Genomic DNA, 24689 nt, shown 5'->3' with positions numbered 1-24689 from the left:
GCGGGGATGCGCCCTGTCCACGGGCTTTGCGGGCCCAAGCGAAACGGCCGGAAGGTTCCCCTTCCGGCCGCAAGGAATTTCGGGTCGCAATGGCCCGGATCAGGCGTCGTCTTCCTCGACCACCTCACCGTCGGCCATGTGGAAATCCAGTCCATTGGCCGCGCGGATCTTGTCTTCGATCGAAGCGGCAACCAGAGGGTTGGCCTTGAGGAAAGATTTGGCATTTTCGCGGCCTTGGCCGATGCGCTCATCGCCATAGGAATACCAGGCGCCCGACTTCTCCACGACACCGGCCTTGACGCCGATATCGACCAGTTCGCCGGTCTTCGAGATGCCCTCGCCATACATGATGTCGAACTCGACCTGCTTGAAGGGCGGCGCGACCTTGTTCTTCACCACTTTCACCCGGGTCGTATTGCCGACCACTTCCTCGCGGTCCTTGATCGCGCCGATGCGGCGGATGTCCAGCCGCACGGATGCGTAGAATTTCAGCGCATTGCCGCCAGTCGTGGTTTCGGGGCTCCCGAACATCACCCCGATCTTCATGCGGATCTGGTTGATGAAGATCACCATGCAATTGCTGCGGCCGATGCTGGCGGTCAGCTTGCGCATCGCCTGGCTCATCAGGCGGGCCTGGGCACCGACGGTCGCGTCGCCCATGTCGCCCTCAAGCTCGGCCTTGGGCGTAAGCGCGGCGACCGAGTCGACCACGATCAGGCTGACCGCGCCCGAGCGCACCAGCGTATCGACGATCTCCAGCGCCTGCTCACCCGTGTCGGGTTGCGAAATCAGCAGCTCGTCCAGATTGACGCCCAGCTTCTTGGCATAAAGCGGGTCCAGCGCATGTTCGGCATCGACAAAGGCGCAGACGCCGCCCTTCTTCTGTTCTTCCGCCACCACATGCAGCGTCAGCGTGGTCTTGCCGCTGCTTTCCGGCCCGTAGATTTCCACGATGCGGCCCTTGGGCAGACCGCCGATCCCCAGCGCGATATCAAGGCCCAGCGACCCGGTCGAGGTCGCCTCGATCTCCATCACCGGGTTGTTTTCCCCCAGCTTCATGATCGAGCCCTTGCCGAACTGCCGTTCGATCTGGGCCAGTGCGCTTTCCAGCGCCTTCTGCTTGTCCATGTCCCGCTTGCCCCCGAGCTCGAAAAGGTTCGCCACTGCCATTGTCGTCTCCCTTATTCCACAGCCGCCCAAGGCGGGCAATCCTAGCCCATGTTCCCCGTGTGTTCACAGTCTTATGCGGACAAAACCGGAACATATCAAGTAAATTGTCGCAAAATCAGCTTTTGCGCGATTCCGTTAAAGGATAGTTTATGCCGCCATGGAAAACCGGGCCGCCAAGGGCCGGAACGCGGAAAAGGGGCAGGAATGCTGGTATTCTGGGAAGAGCGGCTGGTCTTTCTGGCCACGCCGAAGGCTGGCTCGACCGCCCTGGCGATGGCGCTCGAATCACTGGCCTCGGTTTCGATCCAGCGCCCGCCTGTCCTCAAGCATACGACCGTCCACCGCTACCGCCGCTTCTTCGGGCCCTATCTCGAGGCCGCCTCCAAGGCCGATTGGACCGTGGTCGCCATGATGCGCGAGCCGCGAGATTGGCTGGGGTCATGGTATCGCTTTCGCTCGCGCGAGGATCAGCACGATCCAGACCGCTCGACGCGCGGCATGAGCTTTGACGATTTCGTCCGTGCCTGGTGCCAGGAGCCCCGGCCCGCCTTTGCCGATGTCGGCAGCCAGGCGCGCTTTTTGCGGCCACGGCAGGGCCTGGGGGTCGACCGGCTGTTCCGCTATGAGGAGATCGACACTTTCGTCGATTTCCTGGAAGACCGGCTGGGCTGCGAGATCATCCTGCCCCGTGTCAATGTCTCGCCCAAAGGTGCGACCGAGCTGTCGGCCGAGACCGAGGCCCTGCTGCACCAGGTCGCAGCCGAGGATTTCGAGCTTTACGCCTCTTTGGCGCCCTGAAAAGGCGCGGCGCCAGCGCGACTTGTCGCGCGGTCGACGCCCATTGGGCTGGACCTTGCGGGCTGATGCCGCCGCGCATTCTACGGTGACGCCCGGCACCGAGCACTCGATCTCGCCTTCCCCGACCTGGCGGCCGGGACCGGCGCATACCGACCTGACAGTCGTGATCAGTGCAATTGTCCCTGCACTGTCGTGGTCAGATCATTGAGCGAGAAGGGTTTCGCGAGGAAGACCGAATTCGGAATGCGCGCCTGGTCTTCGGCAAAGGCCTCCTCGGAATAGCCCGAGACGAAGACCACTTTCACATTTGGCCGGGCTTCAAGGGCCTGCCGCACCCAGGATGGGCCATCCATCCCAGGCATCACCACATCTGTTACGAAGATGTCGACCTCAAGCCCCGGATCCTCAAGCGTCTTCAGCGCCATTTCGGCATTTTCCGCCTCCAGCACCGTATAGCCGCGCAGCCGCAGCGCACGGCTGGCAAAGGCGCGCACCGGCGCTTCGTCTTCGACCAGCAGGACAACGCCTTCGTCTTTGCGCGCCATGACGCGTTTGGTGTCGCGGGCAGTGGCTTCCCGGGCGACCGTGCTGTCGGCTTCGGTTATCTCATGCACGGGAAAGTGCAGTTCGAAACAGGTGCCTTTCCCGACTTCGCTGGTCACAAAGACATAGCCGCCCGATTGCTTGACGATGCCATAGACCGTCGACAGGCCAAGGCCCGTGCCCTCACCCACCCGTTTTGTGGTGAAGAAGGGTTCGAAAATCTTGTCCAGTCGATCCGGTGGAATGCCGCTGCCCGTGTCGATCACGCGGATCACCGCATATTCGCCGGGCGGCAGAATCACCTTTTCTCGCGGCGTCGGCTCATGCAGGGTCACGGCTTCGGTCTCGATGCGGATCGTGCCGCCTTCGGGCATGGCGTCGCGCGAATTGACCACCAGATTCATCAGCACCTGTTCCAGCCGCCGCCGGTCGGCCCGGATCGGCCCCAGAAGCGGATCATGCGCCAGTTTCAACGAGACCCTTTCCCCCACCAGCCGGTTCAGCAGATGGGTCAGGTCCGACAGCACGTCTTGCAGATCCAGCCGCGTCGGCTTCAGGGTCTGCTTGCGTGAAAACGCCAGAAGCTGGTTGACCAGGGCGGCCGCCCGGTTGGCGTTCTGCCGGATCTGCTCAAGATCCGAATATTCGCTGTCGGCCCGGCCATGGCGAAGCAGCAAAAGATCGCAATGACCCGAGATCGCGGTCAGCAGATTGTTGAAATCATGTGCGATCCCGCCCGCAAGCTGGCCGATGGCCTGCATCTTCTGGCTTTGGTTGAACTGCGCTTCGAGCTTCTTGAGCGCCGAGGCATCCGAAAGGGTTGCCAGAGCGCCGGGCCGCCCCAGCTCGACGATTCGGCGCAATTGCACTTGCAGGAAATTCTCTTCGCCGCCTTGCCGGACATGCAGAACCTCGGATCCGGCGGGCAGGCGTTCCTCGATGATATCGGTCAGCCAGTCCTGCACCGGGCGGCCCAGATCCTCGAACAGCTCATGGAAGGACAGGCCGGTCAGAGGTTCATTGCCCAGCAACTCGCGCGCCGCACGGTTGGCACTGCGCAAATGGCCGTCAGGGGCGAATTTCATCAGCGCGACAGGCAGGCTTTCATAATCGGTCGGCAGATCGTCCTGGTCCTTGGCTTCGGGCGCGGGCAGCAGGAACAATTCACGGCGGTCCCCTGCCCCCTCAACCTCGGCCACGATGGCGCGGATCGGTCCGGTGACGGACGATACCTGCACCTCTTCGCCCGAGCTGAACCGTGGCTGCACGAAGATACGATCCAACCGCTTGGGTCTTTCGCCCAACAGGCGCCGCATCGCCTCGTTCGAGAACAGCACCACGCCGTTGCGATTGGCGACCACCATCGGCAGGCTCAACCCCTCGGCGCCCCGGCCGGTCGGGCTGCGGTCCTGAAATTCTTCAAGCCGCCACAGAAAGCGCCGGTCCGCAACCCGATGCACCGAGAGCCGCAGATGGCCGCGGCGCGTGACCACATCCTCGCGCGCGGCGCCCATATTGGCGGCGCGAGATTGCAGCCGGAACAGCACCGCCGAGGGCGAGGCGAACTGCTCATGCAGCACGGCCACCAGAGTGGCGGCGGCATTCTCGCCAAAACGGGTCATCGCTGCGGCATTGCGAAACAGGATCTGTCCAAGCTCATCCGTGGTGAAGCAGGGCGAGGCGTCTTCGCCCACCAGATGTTGAAGCTGTTCGCCCAGCAGCGTTTCCCGTCGCCGGTCAAGGATGCCGATCAAGCGCAGGCCAAGGGCGATCAGCAGCAGCGCAAGCCCCGTGCCGCCCAGAAGGTAGCGTTGCGCGGGATCTTCGGTGGCAAGACCCAGGCCCAGGCTGACCGCCGCAGCAGCAACCAGCCAGGAGGCGCGACCTGAAATTCCACGCGCCGCGGCCATCACCGACCTGACTTCCTGGTCCGCCCCGATCACCCAAACCTCCGTCCGGGGAATCGACCTCCCCGCGGTCAATAGGCCGTGCAATTCGTTAACTGTGACTTAACTTGGTCGGAAAAACAGCCGGAAGTTGACAGCGCCATCTGAAAACATGGCGCGGTTGCGGTCTAGTCCCGCGACAGCAGGGCCAGAAAGAAACCATCGCCGCCCTGAAGCGGCGTGAAGCGCTGCTGCATCGTGCAGCGCCAGGCCGCATTGGCGGCGAGGAAATCAGAAATCCGGTCCTCGTTCTCGGCCCGAAAGAAGGAGCAGGTGGCATAGGCCAAGGTGCCCCCAGGTCCCATCATTGATGCGGCGCGGTTCAGGATCTGGGACTGCAAGCCTTGCAATTCCTCCAGCCGCGCGGGCGTCAGTCGCCATTTCCCTTCGGGGTCGCGCCGCCAGGAGCCGGAGCCCGAACAGGGCACATCGGTCAGGATCAGATCGTAGGGCGCCGTTTTCTCAGGCGCTTCGGTCAGCGTGACCTTCACACCGGCTCGTTGCGCCCGGGCGGGCAGATCGGCCATCCGCCGCGCCGCGATGTCATGCGCGAAGGCCTTGATCCGCGCCCGCGCCGCCATGGCAAGCGTCTTGCCTCCGCCCCCGGCGCAAAGGTCCAGAACCTTCATCCCGTCGCGCAGCGGCAGCGCCTCGACCACCGCCTGCGAGGCGGCATCCTGCAACTCCACCATCCCCTCGGCATAGGCGCGCGAAGCCTGAACCTTGCGCGCCCCGCCCGTCACTTCCAGCGCTGCCGCCGCCAGCGGATGCGGCATGGCCTCGATGCCGTCTTCGGTTAGCGCCGCAAGGGCCGCGGCCGGCGAAGCCTTGCCCAGGTTCACCCGCAGCACCACCGGCGCGCGTTGCCGCATTGCGGCCAGAACGGCATCGCAGTCCGGGCCAAGCGCTGCGCGCAGCGGCGGCAAAAGCCAATCCGGCACATCCAGCGCAGCGGCCCCTTCGGCCGTATGACCGGGCTCGTCGCCGACAGGCGCCGGCCCATGGGCCGTACCGTCAAACCACAGGGCCGGGTCCAATCCCGCCGCCCTTGCCGACCCGAGCACCAACCCGCGCCCCGACATCGCGCCGCCAAGCGCGGCAAAGGACCGCTTGCAGCGCAAGGCATCGAACACCAGATCGCGGACCGCCGCCCGGTCGCCCGACCCGGCATAGCGCGAGGCGCGGCCCCAGCCTGTCAATGCCTTCTCCGCCGGTTCACCAGCCAGGATGCGGTCGAGCACCGCAATGGCAGCGGCGGCCCGCGCGGCGGGGGTCATCACATCACCCGGTAATTCGGGCTTTCGCGGGTGATCTGCACGTCATGGACATGGCTTTCCTTCAGCCCGGCCCCGGTGATCTTCACGAATTGGCAATTCGCGCGCATCTCGGCCACGGTGGCGCAACCGGTATAGCCCATCGCCGCGCGCAAGCCGCCGACCATCTGGTGGATCACCGCCTGGGCCGAACCTTTATAGGGCACCTGCCCCTCGATCCCCTCCGGAACCAGCTTGTCCGAGCTGGCTTCCTTCTGGAAATAGCGGTCGGCCGAACCGCGCGCCATGGCGCCGATCGACCCCATGCCGCGATAGGCCTTGAAGCTGCGGCCCTGCCACAGGATCACCTCGCCGGGGGATTCATCAGTGCCCGCGATGGCACTGCCGACCATGGCGCAGGAAGCCCCCGCCGCGATGGCCTTGGCGAAATCGCCCGAATACTTGATGCCGCCATCGGCGATGACCGGAATGTCGCCCGCCGCGCGGGCCGAATCCATGATCGCGGTCAGCTGCGGCACGCCCACACCGGCGACGATGCGCGTGGTGCAGATCGAGCCGGGGCCGATCCCCACCTTTACCGCATCCGCCCCAGCGCCGATCAGCGCGCGCGTCGCCTCGGCCGTGGCCACGTTGCCCGCGACGACCTGCACCGTGTTCGACAGTTTCTTGATCCGCTCGACCGCGCGGGCCACGCCTTCCGAATGGCCATGCGCGGTGTCGATCACCACCATGTCCACGCCCGCCTCGATCAGCGCCTGGCTGCGCTCGAACCCGGCATCGCCGACGGTCGAGGCCGCCGCCACGCGCAAGCGACCCAGTTCATCCTTGCAGGCATGGGGGTTCAGCACCGACTTCTCGGTATCCTTCAGGGTCAGCAGACCGGTCAGATGACCGGCACCATCGGTGACCAGAAGCTTCTCGATCCGCCGCGCCTTCATCAGGCTGATCGCCTGGGCCCGGTCGACCGGCTCTTTCAGCACGGCCAGATTGTCGGCGGTCATCATCACCGAGACCGGCGTGCGGTCGTCCGAGGCGAAGCGCATGTCGCGATTGGTGACGATGCCGACCACGCGGCCTTCGCCATCGACGACCGGGAAGCCGGTGATGTTATAGCGCTCCATCAGCAGCTTGGCATCGGCAAGCGTCTGATCGGCGCGCAGCGTGATCGGCTTGTAGACCACGCCGGATTCGAAGCGCTTGACCCGGCGCACTTCGGTCGCCTGCTGCTCGAGGTCAAGGTTGCGATGGATGACGCCGATCCCGCCGGCCTGGGCCATGGCGATGGCCATGCGCGCCTCGGTCACCGTGTCCATGGCGCTGGACAGCAAGGGAATGTTCATGCGGATCGACTTGGTGACGAAGGTCGATGTATCGGCCTCGGACGGCAGCACCGAGGATGCAGCCGGAACAAGCAGGACGTCGTCGAAGGTAAGCGCCTCGCGAATCTCCATGGGTCTCTCCTTGGGGATCATCGTTTGGCGGTTCCCTGTTTCACCTTGGCCGCCCGGGCGCAAGGGGGAAGCTGCATCTTGGGCTTGAAAGCTGCCCTGCCCCATGCTGATTGTGCCGCAACAGGGGCCGGGGATGTCACCGATGCATGTCACGATTGTCGAAAACACGCGGGTCACCCATCATGGCCAGGTCGGCGTGGCCCTGCATGAAGCTGCGGCCCGGATCGATCTGGTGAAACCCTGGGCGGGACAGGTCCTGCCCGCCCGGCTGGAAACCGACGCGCTGGTCGTCTTTGGCGGCGAGCAATCGGCGCGGGATGACCACAGCCACCCCTATCTGCCCCGACTGGCAGGGCTGATGGCCGAGACAGCCGCCTCGGGCAAGGCCGTGCTGGGCATCTGCCTTGGCGCACAGGTCTTTGCCCGCGGCCTTGGGGCCGAGAACATCCTGGGCGCCGCGCCGGAATTCGGCTGGTGCGACGTGGCGCTGACCCCCGATGGCGCCGACGATCCCCTGACGGCGACCCTGCCCCCGGATTTCCCGATCTTTCAATGGCATTCCGACACGTTCAGCCTGCCGCCCGGGGCGACGCGGCTGGCCGGATCGGCGATGGCGCAGAACCAGAGCTTCCGCTTCGGCCGCGCAGGCTATGCCACACAGTTCCATTTCGAGGCGTCCCGTGCCGTGGTCGAGGACTGGAGCCGCACCTTCCCGGATCTGGTGGAAAGCCTGTCACCCGGCTGGCATCAGGCACGCCTCGCCATGGCGGCCCAGCGCGGTGCTGCGGCCGATGCGCATGGCCTGGCGCTCGCGCGGGCTTGGGTCGGGATGGTCTGATCCCGCGCCCTTGGCGCGGCCGGATCAGGCCGTCGCCGCGTTGGTCTTCGCGGCAAGCCGCCCGCTCGGCCAGTCTTTCAAGACCAGCCAGGCAATCCAGGGCACGGCGATCAGCGCCACGCCCAGCACCCCCATGCCAAGGCTCGCCAGCCCGCCGGTCTGACGCAACAGCGCCGTGGCCAACGCGGCGATGGGAAAGCTGAATGCACCCCAAAGCGGCGTGATCCCCGCCGCGCAGATCCAGCGCGCGGCCGAGGCCAGCGCCAGCGCGATCACGATCGCCATGGTCGCAAATCCCGCCTCAAGATGCACTTGCCCGGTAAGCGCCGCGGCCGTGGCGAACAGGCAGGCGGGCGCCAGATGGATGGCCAGCATCGGGCGCAAGGGCGCGGGCGGTGCGCCGCGCAGAAGCTGCGCCAGGCTCGCGCCCCAAATCGCCAGCGCGACAGGGATCGTCGCCCAGATCAGCCCCCGCGCCAGCGCCTCTTGCCCCAGAAGCGCCGCAGGGGGCGCCCCCAGGATGAAGCCGGTGAAGAGGATATGCCAGCCCGGGTTCACCCCGCGCGCCTCGCGCGGCAGATCGGCCAGGACCGCGACCGCCAGGACCGCGAGCAGAAAATGCAGCACCAGCCCGGTCCAGAGCAGCGCCAGCGCCGCCCCGGGCGCGAATGGTCCCAGGACAACAGCTGCCGTCATGACGCTGCCGGTGCCCGCCGCCAGCGCCGCCCGACCCGGCATGACCCGCATATCCTCAAGGATCACCCCGGGGCGCCGACAGAGCTTGACCAGATAGCCGAAAATGCCAAAGGCCCAAAGGCCAAGCACCAGTCCCGCCACAAGATCGGCCGCCGCAAGCGGCAAGCCCAGCCGCTCGAACCCCAGCCGCATCGCACCGGCCAGACCCAGAAGGCCAAGCAGGACTGGAAAGATCGCAGGCGGCACCCGCGCGAAGACGGGCAGTCGCCGCGGCGGAAATTCGGGCGGCGGATAGGTTGGTGGACGGCGACGAATAGGTTCGGGGGCTGGGGACGGGGCCATCGGGGCTTCTCCTTGCCGCGCCAGACCATCCGATCCCGCGCGCCGCCGCAAGAGCGGCAAGATGCCGCCTGCGGTTGTGCGCCGATGGCGCCTTTCAGACCGCCAGTTCGGGGAACCAGTCCGTCCGCAGCCTTTGGCCCGGCTGCATCCCATGGCCCGGGAAAGGCGGCGAGCAGGGCCCGGGCCGTTCAACATAACGCGCGTCATCCCCCACCAGGCGCAGCGAAAAGGCCCGGCGCCGGTTCGCGCTGATATTGCCGCGCGCGCCATGCAGGGTGCGGAAGTTGAAGGCCACGGCGTCGCCCGGCTCCATCTCCCATTCCATCACCCGCATCCCCTCGGCATCGGGGTCCGGCACCGGCATGTAATCGTGATCGCCCGGATAGAAGCTCGTCTCCGCCATCCAGCGCGTCGGCAGAACATCCTTCTCCCACAGATGGCTGCCAGCGACGCAGCGCAGGGACGCCTCCTTCACCGGGTCGAGCGGCGACCAGAAGCTGACCGTCTGCCGCCCCTCGACAAAGTAGTAAGGCCCGTCGCTGTGCCAGGGCGTCGGCTTGGTCGTACCGGGTTCCTTGACCAGGACATGATCGTGGAAAAGCTGCACGCCTTGCGATCCCATCAGCTCCGCCGCCACCCGCGCCACGCCGGAATTGAAGATCGCGTCGCGAAATTCCGGGATGCGCTGCCAGCTGCAATAATCGTCGAAGAACTTCCCCGCCTCGCCGGGCTTGAGGTTGACCATCTGGAAGGTCGGGTCGGCCATGTCGGCCTCGACCCCGCGGCGCAGCACCTCGACCCAGTCGCTCCACAGGCCCTTGATCAGAACCACGCCATCGCGGGCATAGGCCTCGCGCATCTCATCCGTCACTTGCACCGCCATCAGGGGTCTCCTTTGCCATTGCCAAAGCTGTGGCTCAGATCAATCATAGATTCCAATAATGATGTTTGAAGTGTTGGATAAGGAAATGCTATCTCTCACGCTACGCCAGCTTGTCTATGCCACGGCCATCGCCCGCCATGGCGGCATGACGGCCGCCGCCCAAGCCCTGAATGTCAGCCAGCCCGCCCTCTCGGTCGCCGTGGCGCAGCTTGAGGCGCAGCTTGGTCAGGCCCTGTTCCTTCGCCAGCCGGGCCGCATGTCGCCCAGCACCTTCGGCGCGGCCTGGCTGGCCGAAGCGGAGGCCCGACTGGCCGATCTGCGCCAGCTGATGCGTGGACCGGGCGAGACCGCCCCCGTGCCTATCGCGGTGTTTGATGACCTTGCCCCCGGCTTCCTTGCGCCCCTCATGGCGCGCCTGCCGCAAGAAGGCCTGACGCTCGCTCCTCAGGTTCTCGGATTCGACGCCTTGGCCGAAGCCCTTCTGCGCGGCGAGGTGGCGCTGGCGCTGACCTGGGATCTGGGTCTGCCGCCCGCCATTGCACGCTCGCCCGTGTCGCGCGTCGCGCCCCATGCCGTGCTTCCCCCAGGCCACCCGCTGGCGCAGCGTGACAGCCTGACCCTGGCAGAGCTGGCCCCCGAGCCGCTGGTTCTGACCGACCAGGGCCTGTCCATCGCGCATTTCCGATCGCTTTTCGCCTCGCGCGGCTTGCAGCCCCAGATCTCGCATCGCTCGGCCTCGCTTGACCTGATGCGCAGCTTCGCCGCCAACGGTCTGGGCATCGGCCTCAGCTACACCCGCCCTGCACCCGCGCAAAGCCATGATGGCCGCCCACTCGTCACCCGCCCGATCCGCGATGCCGGGGACGAGGCGATCGTTCTGGCACGGCTGACGGACAATCCGCTTTCTCCCGCTGCGCGACGTCTCTCGGAACGGCTGCCTTCGCTCTTGCCGCTGCTTGCGCGGCCCCCCAACATCGCCGCGATGCCAGATGAGGGGGAATCATGAGCGGTGGGAATGGCTATGAGACGGGGCGGCTGAACCTGCCCTTCGTCGGGATCTCGACCTTCGGCAAGCGGCCCTATGTGGCGGACTGGTCGGCGATCAAGGCCGATGCCGCGATCCTTGGCGCGCCTTTCGATTTCGGCACCCAGTTCCGCGCCGGCGCCCGCTTTGGCCCCCGCGCCATCCGCGAAGCCTCGACCCTCTTCTCATTCGGCCATGCCGGGGCTTATGACCATGAGGATGACTGCACCTATCTGGGTTCCGATGTCAGCATCGTCGATATTGGCGATGCCGATATCGTCCATACCGATACCGAGAAAAGCCACGCCAATATCGAGATCGGCGTCCGCGCCATCCTGGATGCGGGCGCTCTGCCCGTGGTGCTGGGCGGGGACCATTCGATCAATATCCCCTGCATCCGCGCCTTCGAGGGCCGTGGCCCGATCCATATCCTGCAGATCGACGCCCATCTTGATTTCGTCGATGTCCGCCATGGTGTGCGCCATGGCCATGGCAACCCGATGCGCCGGGCGGCCGAAAAGGACTATGTGACCGGCATCACCGCGCTTGGCATCCGCAACGTGTCGTCAACCGCCAAGGATGGCTACGATGCCGCGCGCGCCATGGGCGACGACATCCTGTCGGTGCGGCAGGTGCGCAAGCTGGGGGTCGAGGGCGTGCTGGCCCGCATCCCCAAGGATGCGAGGCTTTACGTGACCATCGACATTGACGGCTTCTGCCCCTCGATCGCGCCCGGAACCGGCACGCCCTCGCATGGCGGCTTTCTCTATTACGAGGTGCTGGAAATCCTGCAAGGCGTCGCCCGGCGGCATGAGGTGGTGGGGCTGGATCTGGTGGAGGTGGCGCCGGACTACGACCATTCCGGCTCGACCTCGATCCTTGCCGCGCAGGTGCTGCTGAACTTCCTGGGCTTCATCTTCCACGCCCGCAAGGGCGGGTGACGTCCCCCGGTTGCGCACTCCGGGGGCGGCGCCCCCGGGACCCAGGCGTATTTCGCTAAGATGAAAGGCGGAGATCAGCGATAGAGCAGCGATCGACCATTGGCGAAAAGATGGACCTTGGCCGGGCTTGCCCCTAGCCGCACGGTCTGGTGGCGCAGCTCGGGCCGGATGCCCGGCAGCTTGGCGATGACCTGCTGTCCCTCGGCATCCTTGGCAAGATAGAGCAGCGTTACTTCGCCCAGGGCTTCGGTGATCTCGACACTGCCCTCGAAAATCGCGTCTCCGGTGGTCTCGACCAGATCTTCCGGCCGCACCCCGAGCTTGACCTGTCGGCCCTTGTCCGCAGCCTGGGTCGGCACATGCGACCGGGCCATGCCGCCATTGGCGAGCTTGATCACCGTCTCGGCCCCGGTTTCCACCACTTCGCCCGGCGTCAGGTTCATCGCCGGGCTGCCGATGAACTGCGCCACGAATTCATTCTCGGGACGTTCATACAGCTCCAGCGGCGTGCCCACCTGCGCGATGCCGCCACCGGCCAGCACCACGATACGGCTGGCAAGCGTCATCGCCTCGACCTGATCATGGGTCACATAGATCATGGTCGAATTGGGCATTTGCTCTTTCAACTGCGCGATCTCGATCCGCGTCGCCACCCGCAGCGCGGCGTCGAGGTTGGAAAGCGGCTCGTCAAAGAGATAGACCTTCGGATCGCGCACGATCGAGCGCCCGATCGCCACCCGCTGCCGCTGTCCGCCCGACAGCGCCTTGGGCAGCCGGTCGAGATAGGGCGTCAGTTGCAGGATCCGCGCCGCCTTGTCGATGGCGGCGTCGATCTCGGCCTGCGGCTTCTTCGCGATCTTCAGCGCGAAGGCCATATTGTCGCGCACGGTCATATGCGGATAAAGCGCATAACTTTGAAAGACCATGGCGATGCCGCGCTGTGCGGGCGGCACATCGTTCATCCGCACGCCGTCGATCGAGAAATCGCCGCCGGTGATGCGTTCCAGCCCCGCGATCATCCGCAGAAGGGTGGATTTGCCACAGCCCGAAGGGCCGACAAAGACGATCAGCTCGCCCGTCTTGATGTCGAGGTCGATGTTCTTCAACACCTTGACCTCGCCATAGGCCTTCTCAACGCCCGTCAGAAGCAGTTCCGCCATCGTCCCGTCCCCCTCAAGCCTTTCGCGCCAGGGCGAAGCCCCAAGCCGGCAGATCAACGCCCTGCCCCGCTGCCGCCGTTCCACCCAGTTCGCCTGCCAGCGCCTGCCAACGCCCCTCCGGCAGCGTCACCCGCGCCGTATCCGGCCCAAGGTTGAAGGCACAGAAGATCGCCTCATCGCCGCTGCGCGAGAACCAGGCGACATCGCCCTCCACCGTCACAGCGGACATGGCGCCAAGCGCCAGCACCGGATGCGCGCGACGAAAGGCCAGCACGGCGCGGTAATAGGCCAGCATCGACCCCTCGCCCTGCACGGCCACCGCCTTTGGCAGATGCGCGGGCGAGACCGGCAGCCAGCCGCGCGCCGCCGTGGTGAAACCGCCATTGGCATTGTCCTGCACCCAGGGCATCGGCGTGCGGCACCCGTCGCGGCCCTTGAACTCGGGCCAGAACTCGATCCCGTAAGGGTCCTGCAAATCCTCGAAGTCGATCTCGGCTTCGGGCAGGCCCAGCTCCTCGCCCTGATAAATGCAGATCGACCCGCGCAGGCAGGCCAGCAGCACCAGATACATCCGGGCGGCCTGATCACTCAGCCCCCAGCGCGTGACATGGCGCACGACATCATGGTTTGAATAGGACCAGCAGGGCCAGGCATCCGGCGCTTCGGCGGCAAGCTGGTCAAAGGTCGCCTTCAGATCGGCCGCCCCCAGCCGCGCCGGTTGCAGCAGCTCGAACGGATAGCACATCTGCACCTTGTCGCCGCCCGACGTATAATGTGCCATGATCTGCAAGCCGCGCTCGCTGTCGCCCACCTCGCCCACCGCCGCCGCCCCATAGGGCGCGATCAGGGCGCGGAACCGGCGCAGGAAGGCCAGGTTCTCGGACTGCGACTTGTCGAACAGATGCATCTGGTGGTTATAAGGGTTCACCTTGGGCGCGGTGCGGTCATTGCGCATCTCCACGGGCAAGCCCGGATTATCGCGCAGATGCTTGTCGTGGAAGTAGAAGTTGATCGTATCCAGCCGGAACCCGTCGACCCCGCGCTTCAGCCAGAACTCGGTGGCGTCCAGAACCGCCTGCTGCACGGCCGGATTGTGGAAGTTCAGGTCGGGTTGCGAGGTCAGGAAGTTGTGCAGGTAATATTGCTCGCGCCGTGCATCCCATTGCCAGGCGGAACCGCCGAAGATCGACAACCAGTTCGTCGGCGGCGTGCCATCCAGCTTCGGGTCGGCCCAGACATACCAGTCGGCCTTGGCATTGCTGCGATTCTTGTGGCTCTCCAGGAACCACGGGTGACGGTCCGAGGTATGCGAGATCACCAGGTCGATCATCACCCTGATGCCCAGGTCATGCGCCCGCGCCACCAATGCGTCGAAATCGGCCAATGTGCCGAACATCGGGTCGACATCGCAATAATCGCTCACGTCATAGCCGAAATCCTTCATCGGGCTCTTGAAGAAGGGGCTGATCCAGATCGCATCCGCGCCCAACTTTGCCACATGCTCCAGCCGCTGGGTTATGCCCGGAAGGTCGCCGATCCCGTCGCCATTCGAATCCTGAAAGCTGCGCGGATAGATCTGGTAGATCACCGCGCCGCGCCACCAGTCAGGGTCTTTCGTCACGCTCATAGCCGTCTCACTTCACCGAACCAGCCAGAAGCCCGCGCACCAGGAACCGCTGCATGGAGAAGAACACCAGAAGCGGCACCGCGATGGATACGAAGGCCGAGGCCGAAAGAATTTCCCAGTCGCCCCCGCGCGACCCCATCAGGTTGACAAGGTTGCCGGTCAGCACCTGCTGATCATTGCCGGTGCCAAGGAAGACCAGCGCCACCAGAAGGTCGTTCCAGGTCCAGAGGAACTGGAAGATCGCGAAAGAGGCCAGCGCCGGGAAGGACAAGGGCAGAATGATCCGGGTGAAGATCTGGAAATCAGTGGCGCCGTCGACCTTGGCGTTCTCGATGATATCCCGGGGCAGGCCGACCATGTAATTGCGCAGCAGATAGATCGCCAACGGCAGGCCAAAGCCGGTATGGGCCATCCAGATACCCAGATAGCCTTTTCCGATCCCCAGCCAGTTGTGGAATTGCAGCAGCGGGATCAGCGCAAGCTGCAAGGGCACGACCAGTAGCCCGACGACAAACGCAACCAGCAGCGCGCGGCCCGGGAACTCCATCCAAGCCAGCGCATAGGCCGCGAAGGCCGCCACAAGGATCGGGATGATCGTCGCCGGAATCGCCACGGTCAGCGTGTTGAGGAAGGCCTGACCGATCGACTGCCCTACCATAGGCGAGGAGATGACATTGGTATAGTTCCGCGTGGTGAATTCCGGCGGCGTCGAGGCGGTGGTAAACACGCGGGGCAGCCGCATATCCGCCATGGTCGCGGGCGAGGTCAGGCTGAAATCGCCATTCTCCTGCACCGTCAGCTTCAGCCCGTCATTCAACTCGGCCGTAGCGCCCGGTGCATAGGCCTCGGGCTCGCGCGAGGATGTGCCCCATTTGCTGACTGCGCCACCCTTTCCACCGTAAAGATTGCCCTCTATCGCGAAAAGTCCGTCCTTCTGTGTCTCATCGCCCTCGATGCGGATCGCGGGCTGCTGGCTTTCCTGCGTGGCCAGCGACTGCCACCAGCCGGACGAGGTGATCTGGTCGGTGGTGCGGAAGGAGGACACCAGAAGGCCGAAGGTCGGCACGACCCAAAGCACCACCAGGGCCACGACCGCGATTTGCACGGCCCAGGTCAGGGCGGGTTTCTTGCCGGCGATGCTGTCCATGCCCCAGTTCCCCCTACCGCATTTCCTTGCGCGCGTTCCACACGTTCCAGATCAGGATCGGCGTCACGAGCAGCATGATGATCATCGCCGCGGCCGACCCCATGCCCCAGTCCAGGGCGCGGAACAGCTTGTCATACATGTAATTGGCCAGAACCTGCGTCTCCCACTGGCCATTGGTCATGGCCAGCACGATGTCGAAAACCTTGAGCACGGTGATGGTGATCGTGGTCCAGACGACGACGATCGTGCCCAGGATCTGCGGTACCTTGATCTTGAAGAAGATCTGGAACGGATTCGCGCCATCCAGGATCGCGGCCTCGATCGTATCTTCCGGCACGCCGCGCAGCGCCGCCGACAGGATCACCATGGCGAAGCCGGTCTGGATCCAGACCAGCACCGCCATCAGGAAGAAGGAATTCCAGTAGGGGAGCTGCAACCAGGCCTGCGGCTGGCCATAGGGCAGCGTCGCCGTGGCGATGCCGTAAAGCCAGGTCGCCAGCTCATAGCCCAGGAACAGCGCGACCAGCCCGCCGATCACCCGTCCGGCCGTGACCAGCCCGCCCGCGCGACGCCCCGACCACAGAGGCCGCGCGACCAGAAATCCTACATACAGGATGCCCAGCATCAGCGCCAGGATCAGCAGGAAGGGCAGAAGCCGCAGCATGAGGAACGACCCCACCCCGCCCTCGGCCTTGAGCCACAGCGCGTTCAACAGCCCGATCTGCGGCAGGTTGGCATCGCGGGTGTCATAGATCAGCTTGAAGATCACAGAGGCGCCGACGAAGGAAATCGCCATCGGCATGAAGATCAGCGATTTGGCGATATTGCCCCAGGCGATCCGGTCGGTCAGCTGCGCCGCCAGAAGCCCGAACCCGGTCGCGGCGGCAGGCACGACGATCAGCCACAGCATGTTGTTGCGCAGCGACTCCGCGAATTTCGGCTCGGCGAACATCTTCTGGTAATTTTCCAGGCCGGAGAAGGCGCCTGACTTGTCATGCAGCGACAGCCAGAAGGTTGCGAAGACCGGATAGGCCAGATACAGGCACAGCGCGATCAGCGCGGGGGCAAGGAACAGCCAGGGCCGGATCATATTGGCGCGGTTGATGTTGCGCCCCGCCTGCGGTCCCCGCGCCGGGAACAGCACTTTGTCGAGGACCAGGTTCGACGCGTAGAAATAGCCCACGCAACCGCCCACGCCGAATAGGATCACCAGAACCGCCTGTAAGGCAGGATGCATCGTCCCCTCCCCCCGTTTTGCTGCAAGAACGGCGCGGCCCGCGCCCCGACAGGCCGCGCAGCGCGCTTATTTGGGCCAGCTGGCCTGGATCGCGTCGGCAACCTCTTGCGCCGACTTGCCGCCGACGAAATCGACCATGCCGGTCCAGAACGACCCGGCCCCCACCACGCCCGGCATCAGATCCGAGGCATCAAAGCGGAAGGTGGTGGCGTTCAGCAGGATCTCGCCCATCTTCTTCATGGTCGGATCGCCATAAAGATCGGCATTCACCGTCTTCATCGGCGTCAGGAAGGATTTCTGCGCCATCCAGACCTCATGCGCGATCGGCGTCTTGAGGAATTCGATGAAGGCGCGGCTTGCCGGCGTGTCCTTGGTGATGAAGGCCAGCGTCCCGGCGCCAAGCACGGGCTTGCCCAGATCCTTGCTTTCATAGGCCGGCATATAGAAGAAATCGGCATCGGTGCCGACCTTGGTGCCTTCGGGGAAGAACGAGGGCACGAACGACGCCTGATGGTGCATGTAGCACTGCGGCGGCGAGGTAAACAGGCCCTTGGGGCTGTCGCGGAAATCGGTCGAGGCCACGGCCGAAGCACCGCCCGCGACAAAGGTGTCATTCTTGGCGAACCAGCCGAATTCGTCGATCGCGCCCACAACTTCGGGGCTGTTGAACGGCAATTCGTTCGACACCCATTTGTCATATACATCGGGCGCCTGGGTGCGCAGCATCATGTCCTCGACCCAGTCGGTCGCGGGCCAGCCGGTTGCGCCGCCCGAGCCCAGGCCGATGCACCAGGGCGTGCCACCATCGGCGACGATCTTCTCGGTCAGCGCCTTCAGCTCTTCCATCGATTGCGGCACTTCATAGCCCGCATCCTCGAAATTCTCGGGCACGTACCAGACCAGCGATTTCACGTCGATTTTGTAGGGGAATGCGTAAAGCGCCTTTGTCCCGTCCGGGCCGGCATAGGAGCCAAGCCCTACCCAGCTTTCGCCTGCGGCGTAATTCGATGCCAGCCAATCCTGCGTCTCTTGCCCCAGCGGAGAGACAAAGCCCTTCTTGACCAGATCGGCGATCAGACCAGGCTGCGGCAGGATGGCGATATCGGGCGGACTGCCCGCCTCGGTGTCGATGACGATCTGCTGTTCGTAATTCTCAGAGGAGGAATAGTTGATCTTCACCCCGGTCGCGGCGGCGAAATAGGCGAAGACCGATTCCGCCAGAACCTGATCCTCGCCCCGCCAGGGGCCGAAGATGGTCAATGTCTGACCGTCCAGGTTGTTCGCCTCGTCAAAGCTTTTGTAGCTGTCCCAGTTGAAGGCGCCTTCGCCCACCGGAAAGACCAGGTCCTGCGCCCCGGCGGCGCCTGACAACAACGCCAGCGCAGCTGCGCTGGCGGCAAGCGACTTCCTCATCTCATCCTCCCCTTCGCCCGCTCCTCTTGCGGGGCAGCTTCTCCTGCGACACTCCGACTCTGGTCAATGTTCAGAATCGTTTTCAAACCGCTTTGGATGATCGACACTTGCCGATCCGCCCCTGTGAGTCAAACCAAAACCGGCCATTCGCAGGTGCAGAATAGCGATTTGGCAGGTGCAGCGCTGCCAAGCTTTGCCTTTGACATGCCGCGCCCGCCTAGTAAGGTCAGCGCAATTGAAACCGTTTTGAGCGCGCGGCCCCCATGAACCTCAAGGAACTCGCCACCAAACTGGGCCTCTCGCCCACAACGGTGTCGCGCGCGCTGAATGGCTATCCCGAAGTGAACGAGGCCACGCGCGCGCGCGTCATGGCCGCCGCCAAACGCCACGACTATCGCCCGAACGCCCGCGCCATTCGCCTGGCGACGGGCCGTGCGATGGCCGTGGGCCATGTCATCCCGATCGCCACAAGACATGAGATCGTGAATCCCGTCTTCGCCGATTTCATCGCCGGCGCGGGCGAGATCTACAGCCGCAACGATTATGACATGGTTCTTTCGGTCGTGCCCGACGATCAGGAAGGCGCGACCTATCGCGCGCTGCGCGCCAAAGGGAATGTCGATGGTGTCATCGTCCATTCCCCGCGCATGGATGACGCGCGCATTCCTCTTCTCCACGGGATCGGCCTGCCCTTCGTGGTCCATGGCCGTGCCTCGGGTTGCACCCTGCCCTATCCCTGGATCGACGTGAACAACCGCCGCGCCTTTCAGCGCGCCACCGAGTTTCTGCTCGACCTGGGCCATCGCCGCATCGCTTTGGTCAACGGGCTGGAATTCATGGATTTCGCCATGCGCCGTCGCAAGGGCTATGCCGATGCGCTGTCAGAGCGCGGCATCGAGGCCGACCCCGCCCTGATGAGTTCCGAGGAAATGACCGAAGGCTCGGGCTATCGCATCGGCAAGCGGATGCTGGCGCAGACAAACCCGCCCACCGCTTTTCTCGCCTCGTCGATGATCTCGGGCATGGGTCTGCGCCGCGCCGCCGAGGAACGCGGGCTGAAACTTGGCCGCGACATCAGCGTGATCATCCATGACGACGACCTGTCCTATATGAAGAATGGTGAGGATGTGCCAATCTTTACGGCGACAAGATCGTCGGTGCGCGAAGCGGGCCGCCTGGCGGCACAGATGCTCCTGGATCTGATCGCCGCGCCCGGCACCGAAGCGCCGTCGCGCCTGCTTGAAGCCGATCTGATCATCGGCCAGTCCACCGGCCCCGCGCCCCCCTGACCCTTCGGGAAAGGTCCCGCCATGCTGCCCGCGCGTTCCCAGTTTCCAGACGGCTTCGTCTTTGGCGCTGCAACCTCTTCTTACCAGATCGAGGGCCATGGGTTCGGCGGCGCGGGCCGCACCCATTGGGATGATTTCGCCGAGACGCCTGGCAATGTGGTCCGTGCCGAAACCGGCGCGCGGGCCTGTGACCATTACCACCGCTGGCCACAGGACCTTGACCTGATCCGCGATGCCAATCTGGATGCCTATCGCTTCTCCGCTTCCTGGGCGCGGGTTCTGCCCGAAGGGCGCGGCGTGCCCAACCCCGACGGGCTGGATTTCTACGACCGGCTTGTCGACGGCATGCTGGAACGCGGGCTGAAACCCGCGCTCACGCTGTATCACTGGGAACTGCCCTCGCCGCTGGCCGATCTGGGCGGCTGGCGCAACCGCGACATCGCGGGCTGGTTCGCCGACTATGCCGAAATCCTCTGCCGGCGCATTGGCGACCGGATCTGGTCAGCGGCTCCGATCAACGAGCCCTGGTGCGTGGCCTGGCTGTCGCATTTCCTTGGCCTCCACGCCCCCGGCCTGCGCGACATCCGGGCGACGGCCCGCGCGATGCACCATGTCCTTTTGGCCCATGGACGTGCCATCCAGGCGATGCGCGCCTTGGGGATGCCGAACCTCGGGGCGGTCTGCAACCTCGAATGGGCCGATCCCGCCGATGCCTCGCCCGAAGCGGCACTGGCAGCTTCCCGCTATGACGCGATCTACAACCGCTGGTTCCTGGGCGGAATCTTCAGGGGCGAATATCCCGAACCGGCGCTCGCTGGCCTGCTGCCCCACATGCCACCCGGCTGGCAGGACGACATGGCGACAATCGCGACCCCGGTCGACTGGTGCGGGCTGAACTACTACACCCGCAAACTGATCGGCCCCGATCCCAGCCCATGGCCGCATCTTGCCGAAGTCGAAGGCCCGCTGCCGAAAACCCAGATGGGTTGGGAGATTTATCCGCAGGGCCTTGAGAATTTCCTCCTGCGCACCGAGGCGGAATATTCACGGGGCCTGCCGATCTATATCACCGAAAACGGCATGGCCTCGGGCGAGGCGCCGGTGGTGGACGAAACGGTGGACGACCCCGAGCGGACCGATTACCTGTCGCTGCATCTTGCCGCCGCCCGCCGCGCCATCGACCGGGGTGTCAACCTTCAGGGCTATTTCATCTGGTCGCTTCTCGACAATTACGAATGGTCTCTGGGCTACGAGAAACGCTTCGGCCTGGTCCATGTCGATTTCGACGGCTTGAAGCGCACCCCCAAGTCCTCGTATCACGCGCTGAAGCGGGCGCTTTCCCGCAACGGATGAGGTCCCCATGGCGCTGAACCTTCTGGCCGATATCGGCGGGACCAATACCCGCGTGGCGCTGGCCGAAGGCGCCGCGGTGCGCGCCGACGCGATCCGCCGCTATCCCAACGCCGAATACAAGGCGCGCGGTCAGGACATCGCCCAAATCCTCCGCGACTATCTGGCCGTGACCGGCGCCGAGGTGCAGGGCGTCTGCGTCGCCGCCGCCGGTCCGGTCGAGGATGGCGTTGCACGGATGACCAATCTCGACTGGGAGATGGATGCCGCCAAGCTGACAGCCGCCTCCGGCGCGCGGCGGGTGGCGATCCTCAACGACCTCCAGGCCCAGGGCCATGCCCTTGGTCACGTGGCCGCCGCCAACCTGCGCCCGGTGATCGAAGGCCCGCAAAAACCCGGCGGCTCGATGCTGGTGGTGGGCCTGGGCACCGGCGTCAACGCCGCTCCCGTCCATGGCCATGGCGCGGGCCGTGTCGTGCCTGCCTCGGAATGCGGCCATGTCAACCTGCCCGTGCGCACCGAGGAAACCTTCCGGCTGATGCGCTTTGTCGAGGCGCTGCTGGCCGCGCGCGGCGAGGTGCCCCATTGCGGCACGGAAGAGGTGCTCGCCGGACGAGGCCTGGGCAATCTCTACGCCTTCGCGGCCTCTGAAGCGGGCGTGCCGGGGGGCCTGCAATCGGCCGAGGTGCTGCGCCTTCTGGAAGCGGGCGACCCGGTCGCCAGCCATGCCGCACGGCTGTATGTCCAGATCCTGGCGCAGATGCTGGCCGATCTGGCGCTTATCCACCTGCCCTGGGGCGGGCTTTACCTGATCGGCGGCATGTCCCGCGCCATGACGCCGCATTTCGCCCGGTTCGGCCTGACCGAGACCTTCCGCGAAATGCGCCGGGTCGACCTGCTGACCAAGGATTTCTCGGTCACTGTGGTCGAGGACGACTATGCCGCCCTGACCGGCTGCGCAGCCTGGCTCGAGGCGCTGGCCTAGGCCGGAAGCCGGTCTTTCAGGAAACTCAGCGCCGCGCCCAGCCCGTCGGGTGCGATGCCATGGCCGGTGCCCTTCATCACATGGCCATAGGTTTCGAACCCGGCGGCCACCAGCGCATTCCCCGCGGCCGCCATGTCCTGGAACGGCACGACCGGGTCTTGGTCGCCATGGATCAGCAGGATCGGCGGCTTGACCTTCAGGTCCGAGGCCAGCCGCTCGGGCGCGATCAGCCGGCCCGAGATCGCCACCACCCCGGCCACGGCTTCGGCCCGGCGCGGTGCGACATGAAGGCTCATCATCGCGCCCTGCGAAAAGCCGATCAGCGCCAGGGCTGAAGCGGTCAGGCCGGTCTCGGCCAGACGTGCATCCAGAAAGCCGTTCAGATCGTCCGCCGCCGCAAGCAAGCCCTCGCGCGCCGCCGTTTCGGACGATCCGTCCAGCCAGGGGATCGGAAACCACTGCCGTCCGAACGGATTGCCCTGGCAGGGGTCTGGCGCATCGGGCGCAAGGAACTGCACGCCCGGCAGATGCGGCGCCAAGGCATCGGCCAGACCCAGAAGATCGGCCCCGTCCGCGCCATAGCCATGCAGGAAAACCACCAGCGCCTTCGGGGCTTCGGCCCCTTTGCGCCCGAACTGCAACTCTCTCATCTGATCCCCTCGCGGCTTTTCACGACACGGTAGTAGGCCCAGAGCGCGCGGGCCGCAACCGAACGCCAGGGCGTCCAGGCCTCGGCCATGAGGCGCAACTCTTTCTCGCTTGGCCGCTGCGGCAGATCGAACAGCGCCCGCGCCGCCTCTTGCAAGGCAAGATCGCCCGGCGCGAAGACATCGGCGCGGCCAAGCGCGAACATCGCATAGATTTCCGCCGTCCAGCGTCCGATCCCCGGCAGCGCGACCAGCACCGCCACCAACTCGTCATCGGGCACGCCGCGCAGGCCGTGAAAATCCACCCCCGCCTGCGCCAGCGCCCGGGCATAACGAATCTTCTGCCGCGACAATCCCGCCGCTCGCAGCGCCTCGTCTTCGGCCATGGCGACCGCCGCCTGATCGGTCAGCCCGGCCGCATCGAGCCGCGCCCAGATGGCCCGGGCCGAGGCGGTCGAGACCTGCTGGCCGACAATCGCATCCAGCAGGGCTGCAAAACCATCGGCCCGGCGCCGCAGCGGCAAGGGGCCCAGCTCTGGCAGGATGCGGGCGAACTCCTTGTGCCGCGCGGCCAGCCAAGCCGCGCCTTCGGCGACATCCTCGTCACCCTGAATGATCCGTCCGACCATGCGTCCCCGCGCTGCGATGCAACCACTGCCTCGTCGGGCCCCCCTTGCGAAAGCCCCGCCAAACCCCTACCCCATGGCCCATGTCGGACGCCATCGCCAAACGCAACGTCGCTGTCCTCGTGGCCGCGCAGGGGATTCTCGGCGCGCAGATGCCGATGATCTTCACCATCGCAGGTCTGGCCGGGCAATCCCTGGCACCAAACCCCTGCTGGGCCACCCTGCCCATCACCATGACCGTTGTCGGCTCGATGCTGACCGCCACGCCGATTTCGGCCTTCATGCAGCGCTTTGGCCGGGCCGCAGGCTTTGCCTTGGGCGCGGTGGGCGGGGCGATCGGGGCCGCGATCGGCGCTTGGGGGCTCTACAGCGGGTCTTTCGTGCTTTTCTGCCTCGGGGCTCTTTTGACTGGCAGCTACATGAGCGCGCAAGGCTTCTACCGCTTCGCCGCCGCTGACACTGCCTCCGAGGAGTTTCGAGCCAAGGCGATTTCCTGGGTCATGGCGGGCGGGCTTCTGTCGGCGGTGATCGGCCCGCAACTGGTGAAGCTCACGGCGGATGCCTATGTGGTTCCCTTCCTGGGCAGTTATCTGGCGGTGATCGTCCTGAACCTTCTGGGCATGGGGCTGTTTGCCGGGCTACGCATCCCGCGCCCGCGCCCGCCTGCCCCGGGCAGCGATATCGGCCGCTCTCGTGGCGCCTTGCTCCGCAACCCGGTCATTGCGGTCGCGATGATTTGCGCCACCGTTTCCTATGCGCTGATGAACCTTGTCATGACCTCTTCGCCGCTGGCCGTGGTCGGCTGCGGTTTCGACAAGTCTAATGCGGCGGATGTGGTCACGGCCCATGTTCTGGCCATGTATATTCCCAGCTTCTTCACCGGCCATCTGATCGCCCGTTTCGGCGCCGAGAAGATCATCGCCCTTGGTCTGGCCATCCTCGCCTGTGCCGGTGCCGTCGCCATGTCGGGCGTGCAGCTTGAGAATTTCTTCGGCGCGCTGATCCTGCTTGGCATCGGCTGGAATTTCGGCTTCATCGGCGCGACGACGATGCTGACGGCCGCCCAACGGCCCGAAGAGCGCGGTCGCCTTCAGGGCCTGAACGACTTCGTCGTCTTCGGCGGCGTCACCCTTGCGAGCCTCTCCTCGGGCGGGTTGATGAATTGCTCGGGCGGCAGTGTCGAGGTGGGCTGGCAATTCGTGAATATGGCGATGGTGCCCTTCCTTGTCCTTGCCGGGGGCGCGCTGATCTGGCTGTGGCTGCGCCCGCAAGAGTTTCGGACGCGCTGAGGCGGCGAAAGGG

21 protein-coding genes are annotated in these 24689 nt (G+C 65.2%); 8 read left to right on the top strand and 13 right to left on the bottom strand.

The genetic code is table 11. The features are described from left to right. Positions 1 to 99: 99 nt before the first annotated feature. A complete protein-coding gene (recA, locus tag ACED67_RS02575) occupies positions 100 to 1170 on the bottom strand; it encodes a recombinase RecA (protein WP_395539961.1) in 1071 nt (356 codons plus the stop codon). Positions 1171 to 1374: 204 nt separating this feature from the next. Here recA and ACED67_RS02570 point away from each other — a divergent pair, with 204 nt between their 5' ends. Next, positions 1375 to 1968, top strand: coding sequence for a hypothetical protein (locus ACED67_RS02570; protein WP_395539960.1), 594 nt, complete (start codon positions 1375 to 1377; stop codon positions 1966 to 1968). A 167-nt stretch (positions 1969 to 2135) separates the two neighbouring features. Here the strand turns inward: ACED67_RS02570 and ACED67_RS02565 are convergent, their stop codons facing one another. From ACED67_RS02565 to guaB, 3 genes are all read right to left on the bottom strand, one after another. Continuing rightward, a complete protein-coding gene (locus tag ACED67_RS02565) occupies positions 2136 to 4421 on the bottom strand; it encodes a hybrid sensor histidine kinase/response regulator (protein ID WP_395540462.1) in 2286 nt (761 codons plus the stop codon). A gap of 164 nt (positions 4422 to 4585) precedes the next feature. Further along, positions 4586 to 5734, bottom strand: a complete 1149-nt coding sequence (locus ACED67_RS02560) for an RsmB/NOP family class I SAM-dependent RNA methyltransferase (RefSeq protein ID WP_395539959.1) — start codon at positions 5732 to 5734, stop codon at positions 4586 to 4588. Next, positions 5734 to 7182, bottom strand: coding sequence for an IMP dehydrogenase (guaB, locus tag ACED67_RS02555; protein WP_395539958.1), 1449 nt, complete (start codon positions 7180 to 7182; stop codon positions 5734 to 5736). Before guaB ends, ACED67_RS02560 begins: the two co-directional genes overlap by 1 nt. A gap of 133 nt (positions 7183 to 7315) precedes the next feature. Here guaB and ACED67_RS02550 point away from each other — a divergent pair, with 133 nt between their 5' ends. Then, entirely contained in the window at positions 7316 to 8020 is a 705-nt protein-coding gene (locus ACED67_RS02550) for a type 1 glutamine amidotransferase (protein ID WP_395539957.1), read from the top strand. Between the two features lie 24 nt (positions 8021 to 8044). On the opposite strand, the gene ACED67_RS02545 is transcribed toward ACED67_RS02550, so the two are convergent. Both ACED67_RS02545 and ACED67_RS02540 read right to left on the bottom strand, forming a co-directional pair. Further along, complete coding sequence (locus ACED67_RS02545) at positions 8045 to 9058, bottom strand: TDT family transporter (protein ID WP_395539956.1); 1014 nt, start codon at positions 9056 to 9058, stop codon at positions 8045 to 8047. A gap of 94 nt (positions 9059 to 9152) precedes the next feature. Then, on the bottom strand, positions 9153 to 9941 hold the full coding sequence (locus ACED67_RS02540; protein WP_395539955.1) for a phytanoyl-CoA dioxygenase family protein: 789 nt from the start codon (positions 9939 to 9941) through the stop codon (positions 9153 to 9155). 85 nt (positions 9942 to 10026) lie between these two features. Here ACED67_RS02540 and ACED67_RS02535 point away from each other — a divergent pair, with 85 nt between their 5' ends. Continuing rightward, a complete protein-coding gene (locus ACED67_RS02535) occupies positions 10027 to 10947 on the top strand; it encodes a LysR family transcriptional regulator (protein ID WP_395539954.1) in 921 nt (306 codons plus the stop codon). Next, a complete protein-coding gene (gene speB, locus ACED67_RS02530; RefSeq protein WP_395539953.1) occupies positions 10944 to 11906 on the top strand; it encodes an agmatinase in 963 nt (320 codons plus the stop codon). Before ACED67_RS02535 ends, speB begins: the two co-directional genes overlap by 4 nt. A 74-nt stretch (positions 11907 to 11980) precedes the next feature. Here the strand turns inward: speB and ACED67_RS02525 are convergent, their stop codons facing one another. The 5 genes from ACED67_RS02525 to ACED67_RS02505 form a co-directional block, all read right to left on the bottom strand. After that, complete coding sequence (locus ACED67_RS02525) at positions 11981 to 13066, bottom strand: ABC transporter ATP-binding protein (RefSeq protein WP_395539952.1); 1086 nt, start codon at positions 13064 to 13066, stop codon at positions 11981 to 11983. A 13-nt stretch (positions 13067 to 13079) separates the two neighbouring features. Next, positions 13080 to 14693, bottom strand: coding sequence for an alpha-amylase family glycosyl hydrolase (locus ACED67_RS02520; RefSeq protein WP_395539951.1), 1614 nt, complete (start codon positions 14691 to 14693; stop codon positions 13080 to 13082). Between the two features lie 7 nt (positions 14694 to 14700). Continuing rightward, a complete protein-coding gene (locus ACED67_RS02515) occupies positions 14701 to 15840 on the bottom strand; it encodes a carbohydrate ABC transporter permease (RefSeq protein WP_395539950.1) in 1140 nt (379 codons plus the stop codon). A gap of 13 nt (positions 15841 to 15853) precedes the next feature. Next, positions 15854 to 17077 carry a carbohydrate ABC transporter permease gene (locus ACED67_RS02510; RefSeq protein WP_395539949.1) on the bottom strand — a complete coding sequence of 408 codons (1224 nt, stop codon included), beginning with the start codon at positions 17075 to 17077 and terminating at the stop codon, positions 15854 to 15856. A gap of 66 nt (positions 17078 to 17143) precedes the next feature. Beyond that, positions 17144 to 18490, bottom strand: coding sequence for an ABC transporter substrate-binding protein (locus ACED67_RS02505; protein ID WP_395539948.1), 1347 nt, complete (start codon positions 18488 to 18490; stop codon positions 17144 to 17146). Between the two features lie 263 nt (positions 18491 to 18753). Here ACED67_RS02505 and ACED67_RS02500 point away from each other — a divergent pair, with 263 nt between their 5' ends. Genes ACED67_RS02500 through ACED67_RS02490 form a run of 3 tightly spaced genes read left to right on the top strand, consistent with a single transcriptional unit; the run spans position 18754 to position 22114 of the window. Beyond that, a complete protein-coding gene (locus ACED67_RS02500) occupies positions 18754 to 19779 on the top strand; it encodes a LacI family DNA-binding transcriptional regulator (protein ID WP_395539947.1) in 1026 nt (341 codons plus the stop codon). Positions 19780 to 19800: 21 nt separating this feature from the next. Continuing rightward, positions 19801 to 21132: a GH1 family beta-glucosidase gene (locus ACED67_RS02495; protein WP_395539946.1), complete on the top strand. Its 1332-nt coding sequence runs from the start codon at positions 19801 to 19803 to the stop codon at positions 21130 to 21132. Positions 21133 to 21139: 7 nt separating this feature from the next. Further along, entirely contained in the window at positions 21140 to 22114 is a 975-nt protein-coding gene (locus ACED67_RS02490) for a glucokinase (RefSeq protein WP_395539945.1), read from the top strand. Here the strand turns inward: ACED67_RS02490 and ACED67_RS02485 are convergent. Further along, on the bottom strand, positions 22111 to 22764 hold the full coding sequence (locus ACED67_RS02485; protein ID WP_395539944.1) for an alpha/beta hydrolase: 654 nt from the start codon (positions 22762 to 22764) through the stop codon (positions 22111 to 22113). The genes ACED67_RS02490 and ACED67_RS02485 overlap by 4 nt on opposite strands. Next, positions 22761 to 23390 (bottom strand): DNA-3-methyladenine glycosylase family protein, encoded by a 630-nt coding sequence (locus ACED67_RS02480; protein ID WP_395539943.1) that lies wholly within the window; start codon positions 23388 to 23390, stop codon positions 22761 to 22763. The genes ACED67_RS02485 and ACED67_RS02480 overlap by 4 nt, the downstream gene beginning before the upstream one ends. A gap of 80 nt (positions 23391 to 23470) precedes the next feature. Between ACED67_RS02480 and ACED67_RS02475 the strand changes: the two genes are divergently transcribed. Continuing rightward, positions 23471 to 24676 carry an MFS transporter gene (locus tag ACED67_RS02475; protein ID WP_395539942.1) on the top strand — a complete coding sequence of 402 codons (1206 nt, stop codon included), beginning with the start codon at positions 23471 to 23473 and terminating at the stop codon, positions 24674 to 24676. Positions 24677 to 24689 lie beyond the last annotated feature (13 nt).

The sequence above is a fragment of the Neotabrizicola paludis genome (assembly GCF_044142105.1).
Lineage (GTDB): Bacteria > Pseudomonadota > Alphaproteobacteria > Rhodobacterales > Rhodobacteraceae > Pseudogemmobacter.
Note: the sequence above shows the minus strand (reverse complement) of the source record. Positions and strands in the feature narration are given on the sequence as shown.

Coding starts and splice junctions, on each gene's coding strand:
- recA (WP_395539961.1), bottom strand. CDS start 1,170: ATGGCAGTGGCGAACCTTTTCGAGCTCGGGGGCAAGCGGGACATGGAC.
- ACED67_RS02570 (WP_395539960.1), top strand. CDS start 1,375: ATGCTGGTATTCTGGGAAGAGCGGCTGGTCTTTCTGGCCACGCCGAAG.
- ACED67_RS02565 (WP_395540462.1), bottom strand. CDS start 4,421: ATGGCCGCGGCGCGTGGAATTTCAGGTCGCGCCTCCTGGCTGGTTGCT.
- ACED67_RS02560 (WP_395539959.1), bottom strand. CDS start 5,734: ATGACCCCCGCCGCGCGGGCCGCCGCTGCCATTGCGGTGCTCGACCGC.
- guaB (WP_395539958.1), bottom strand. CDS start 7,182: ATGGAGATTCGCGAGGCGCTTACCTTCGACGACGTCCTGCTTGTTCCG.
- ACED67_RS02550 (WP_395539957.1), top strand. CDS start 7,316: ATGTCACCGATGCATGTCACGATTGTCGAAAACACGCGGGTCACCCAT.
- ACED67_RS02545 (WP_395539956.1), bottom strand. CDS start 9,058: ATGGCCCCGTCCCCAGCCCCCGAACCTATTCGTCGCCGTCCACCAACC.
- ACED67_RS02540 (WP_395539955.1), bottom strand. CDS start 9,941: ATGGCGGTGCAAGTGACGGATGAGATGCGCGAGGCCTATGCCCGCGAT.
- ACED67_RS02535 (WP_395539954.1), top strand. CDS start 10,027: ATGCTATCTCTCACGCTACGCCAGCTTGTCTATGCCACGGCCATCGCC.
- speB (WP_395539953.1), top strand. CDS start 10,944: ATGAGCGGTGGGAATGGCTATGAGACGGGGCGGCTGAACCTGCCCTTC.
- ACED67_RS02525 (WP_395539952.1), bottom strand. CDS start 13,066: ATGGCGGAACTGCTTCTGACGGGCGTTGAGAAGGCCTATGGCGAGGTC.
- ACED67_RS02520 (WP_395539951.1), bottom strand. CDS start 14,693: ATGAGCGTGACGAAAGACCCTGACTGGTGGCGCGGCGCGGTGATCTAC.
- ACED67_RS02515 (WP_395539950.1), bottom strand. CDS start 15,840: ATGGACAGCATCGCCGGCAAGAAACCCGCCCTGACCTGGGCCGTGCAA.
- ACED67_RS02510 (WP_395539949.1), bottom strand. CDS start 17,077: ATGCATCCTGCCTTACAGGCGGTTCTGGTGATCCTATTCGGCGTGGGC.
- ACED67_RS02505 (WP_395539948.1), bottom strand. CDS start 18,490: ATGAGGAAGTCGCTTGCCGCCAGCGCAGCTGCGCTGGCGTTGTTGTCA.
- ACED67_RS02500 (WP_395539947.1), top strand. CDS start 18,754: ATGAACCTCAAGGAACTCGCCACCAAACTGGGCCTCTCGCCCACAACG.
- ACED67_RS02495 (WP_395539946.1), top strand. CDS start 19,801: ATGCTGCCCGCGCGTTCCCAGTTTCCAGACGGCTTCGTCTTTGGCGCT.
- ACED67_RS02490 (WP_395539945.1), top strand. CDS start 21,140: ATGGCGCTGAACCTTCTGGCCGATATCGGCGGGACCAATACCCGCGTG.
- ACED67_RS02485 (WP_395539944.1), bottom strand. CDS start 22,764: ATGAGAGAGTTGCAGTTCGGGCGCAAAGGGGCCGAAGCCCCGAAGGCG.
- ACED67_RS02480 (WP_395539943.1), bottom strand. CDS start 23,390: ATGGTCGGACGGATCATTCAGGGTGACGAGGATGTCGCCGAAGGCGCG.
- ACED67_RS02475 (WP_395539942.1), top strand. CDS start 23,471: ATGTCGGACGCCATCGCCAAACGCAACGTCGCTGTCCTCGTGGCCGCG.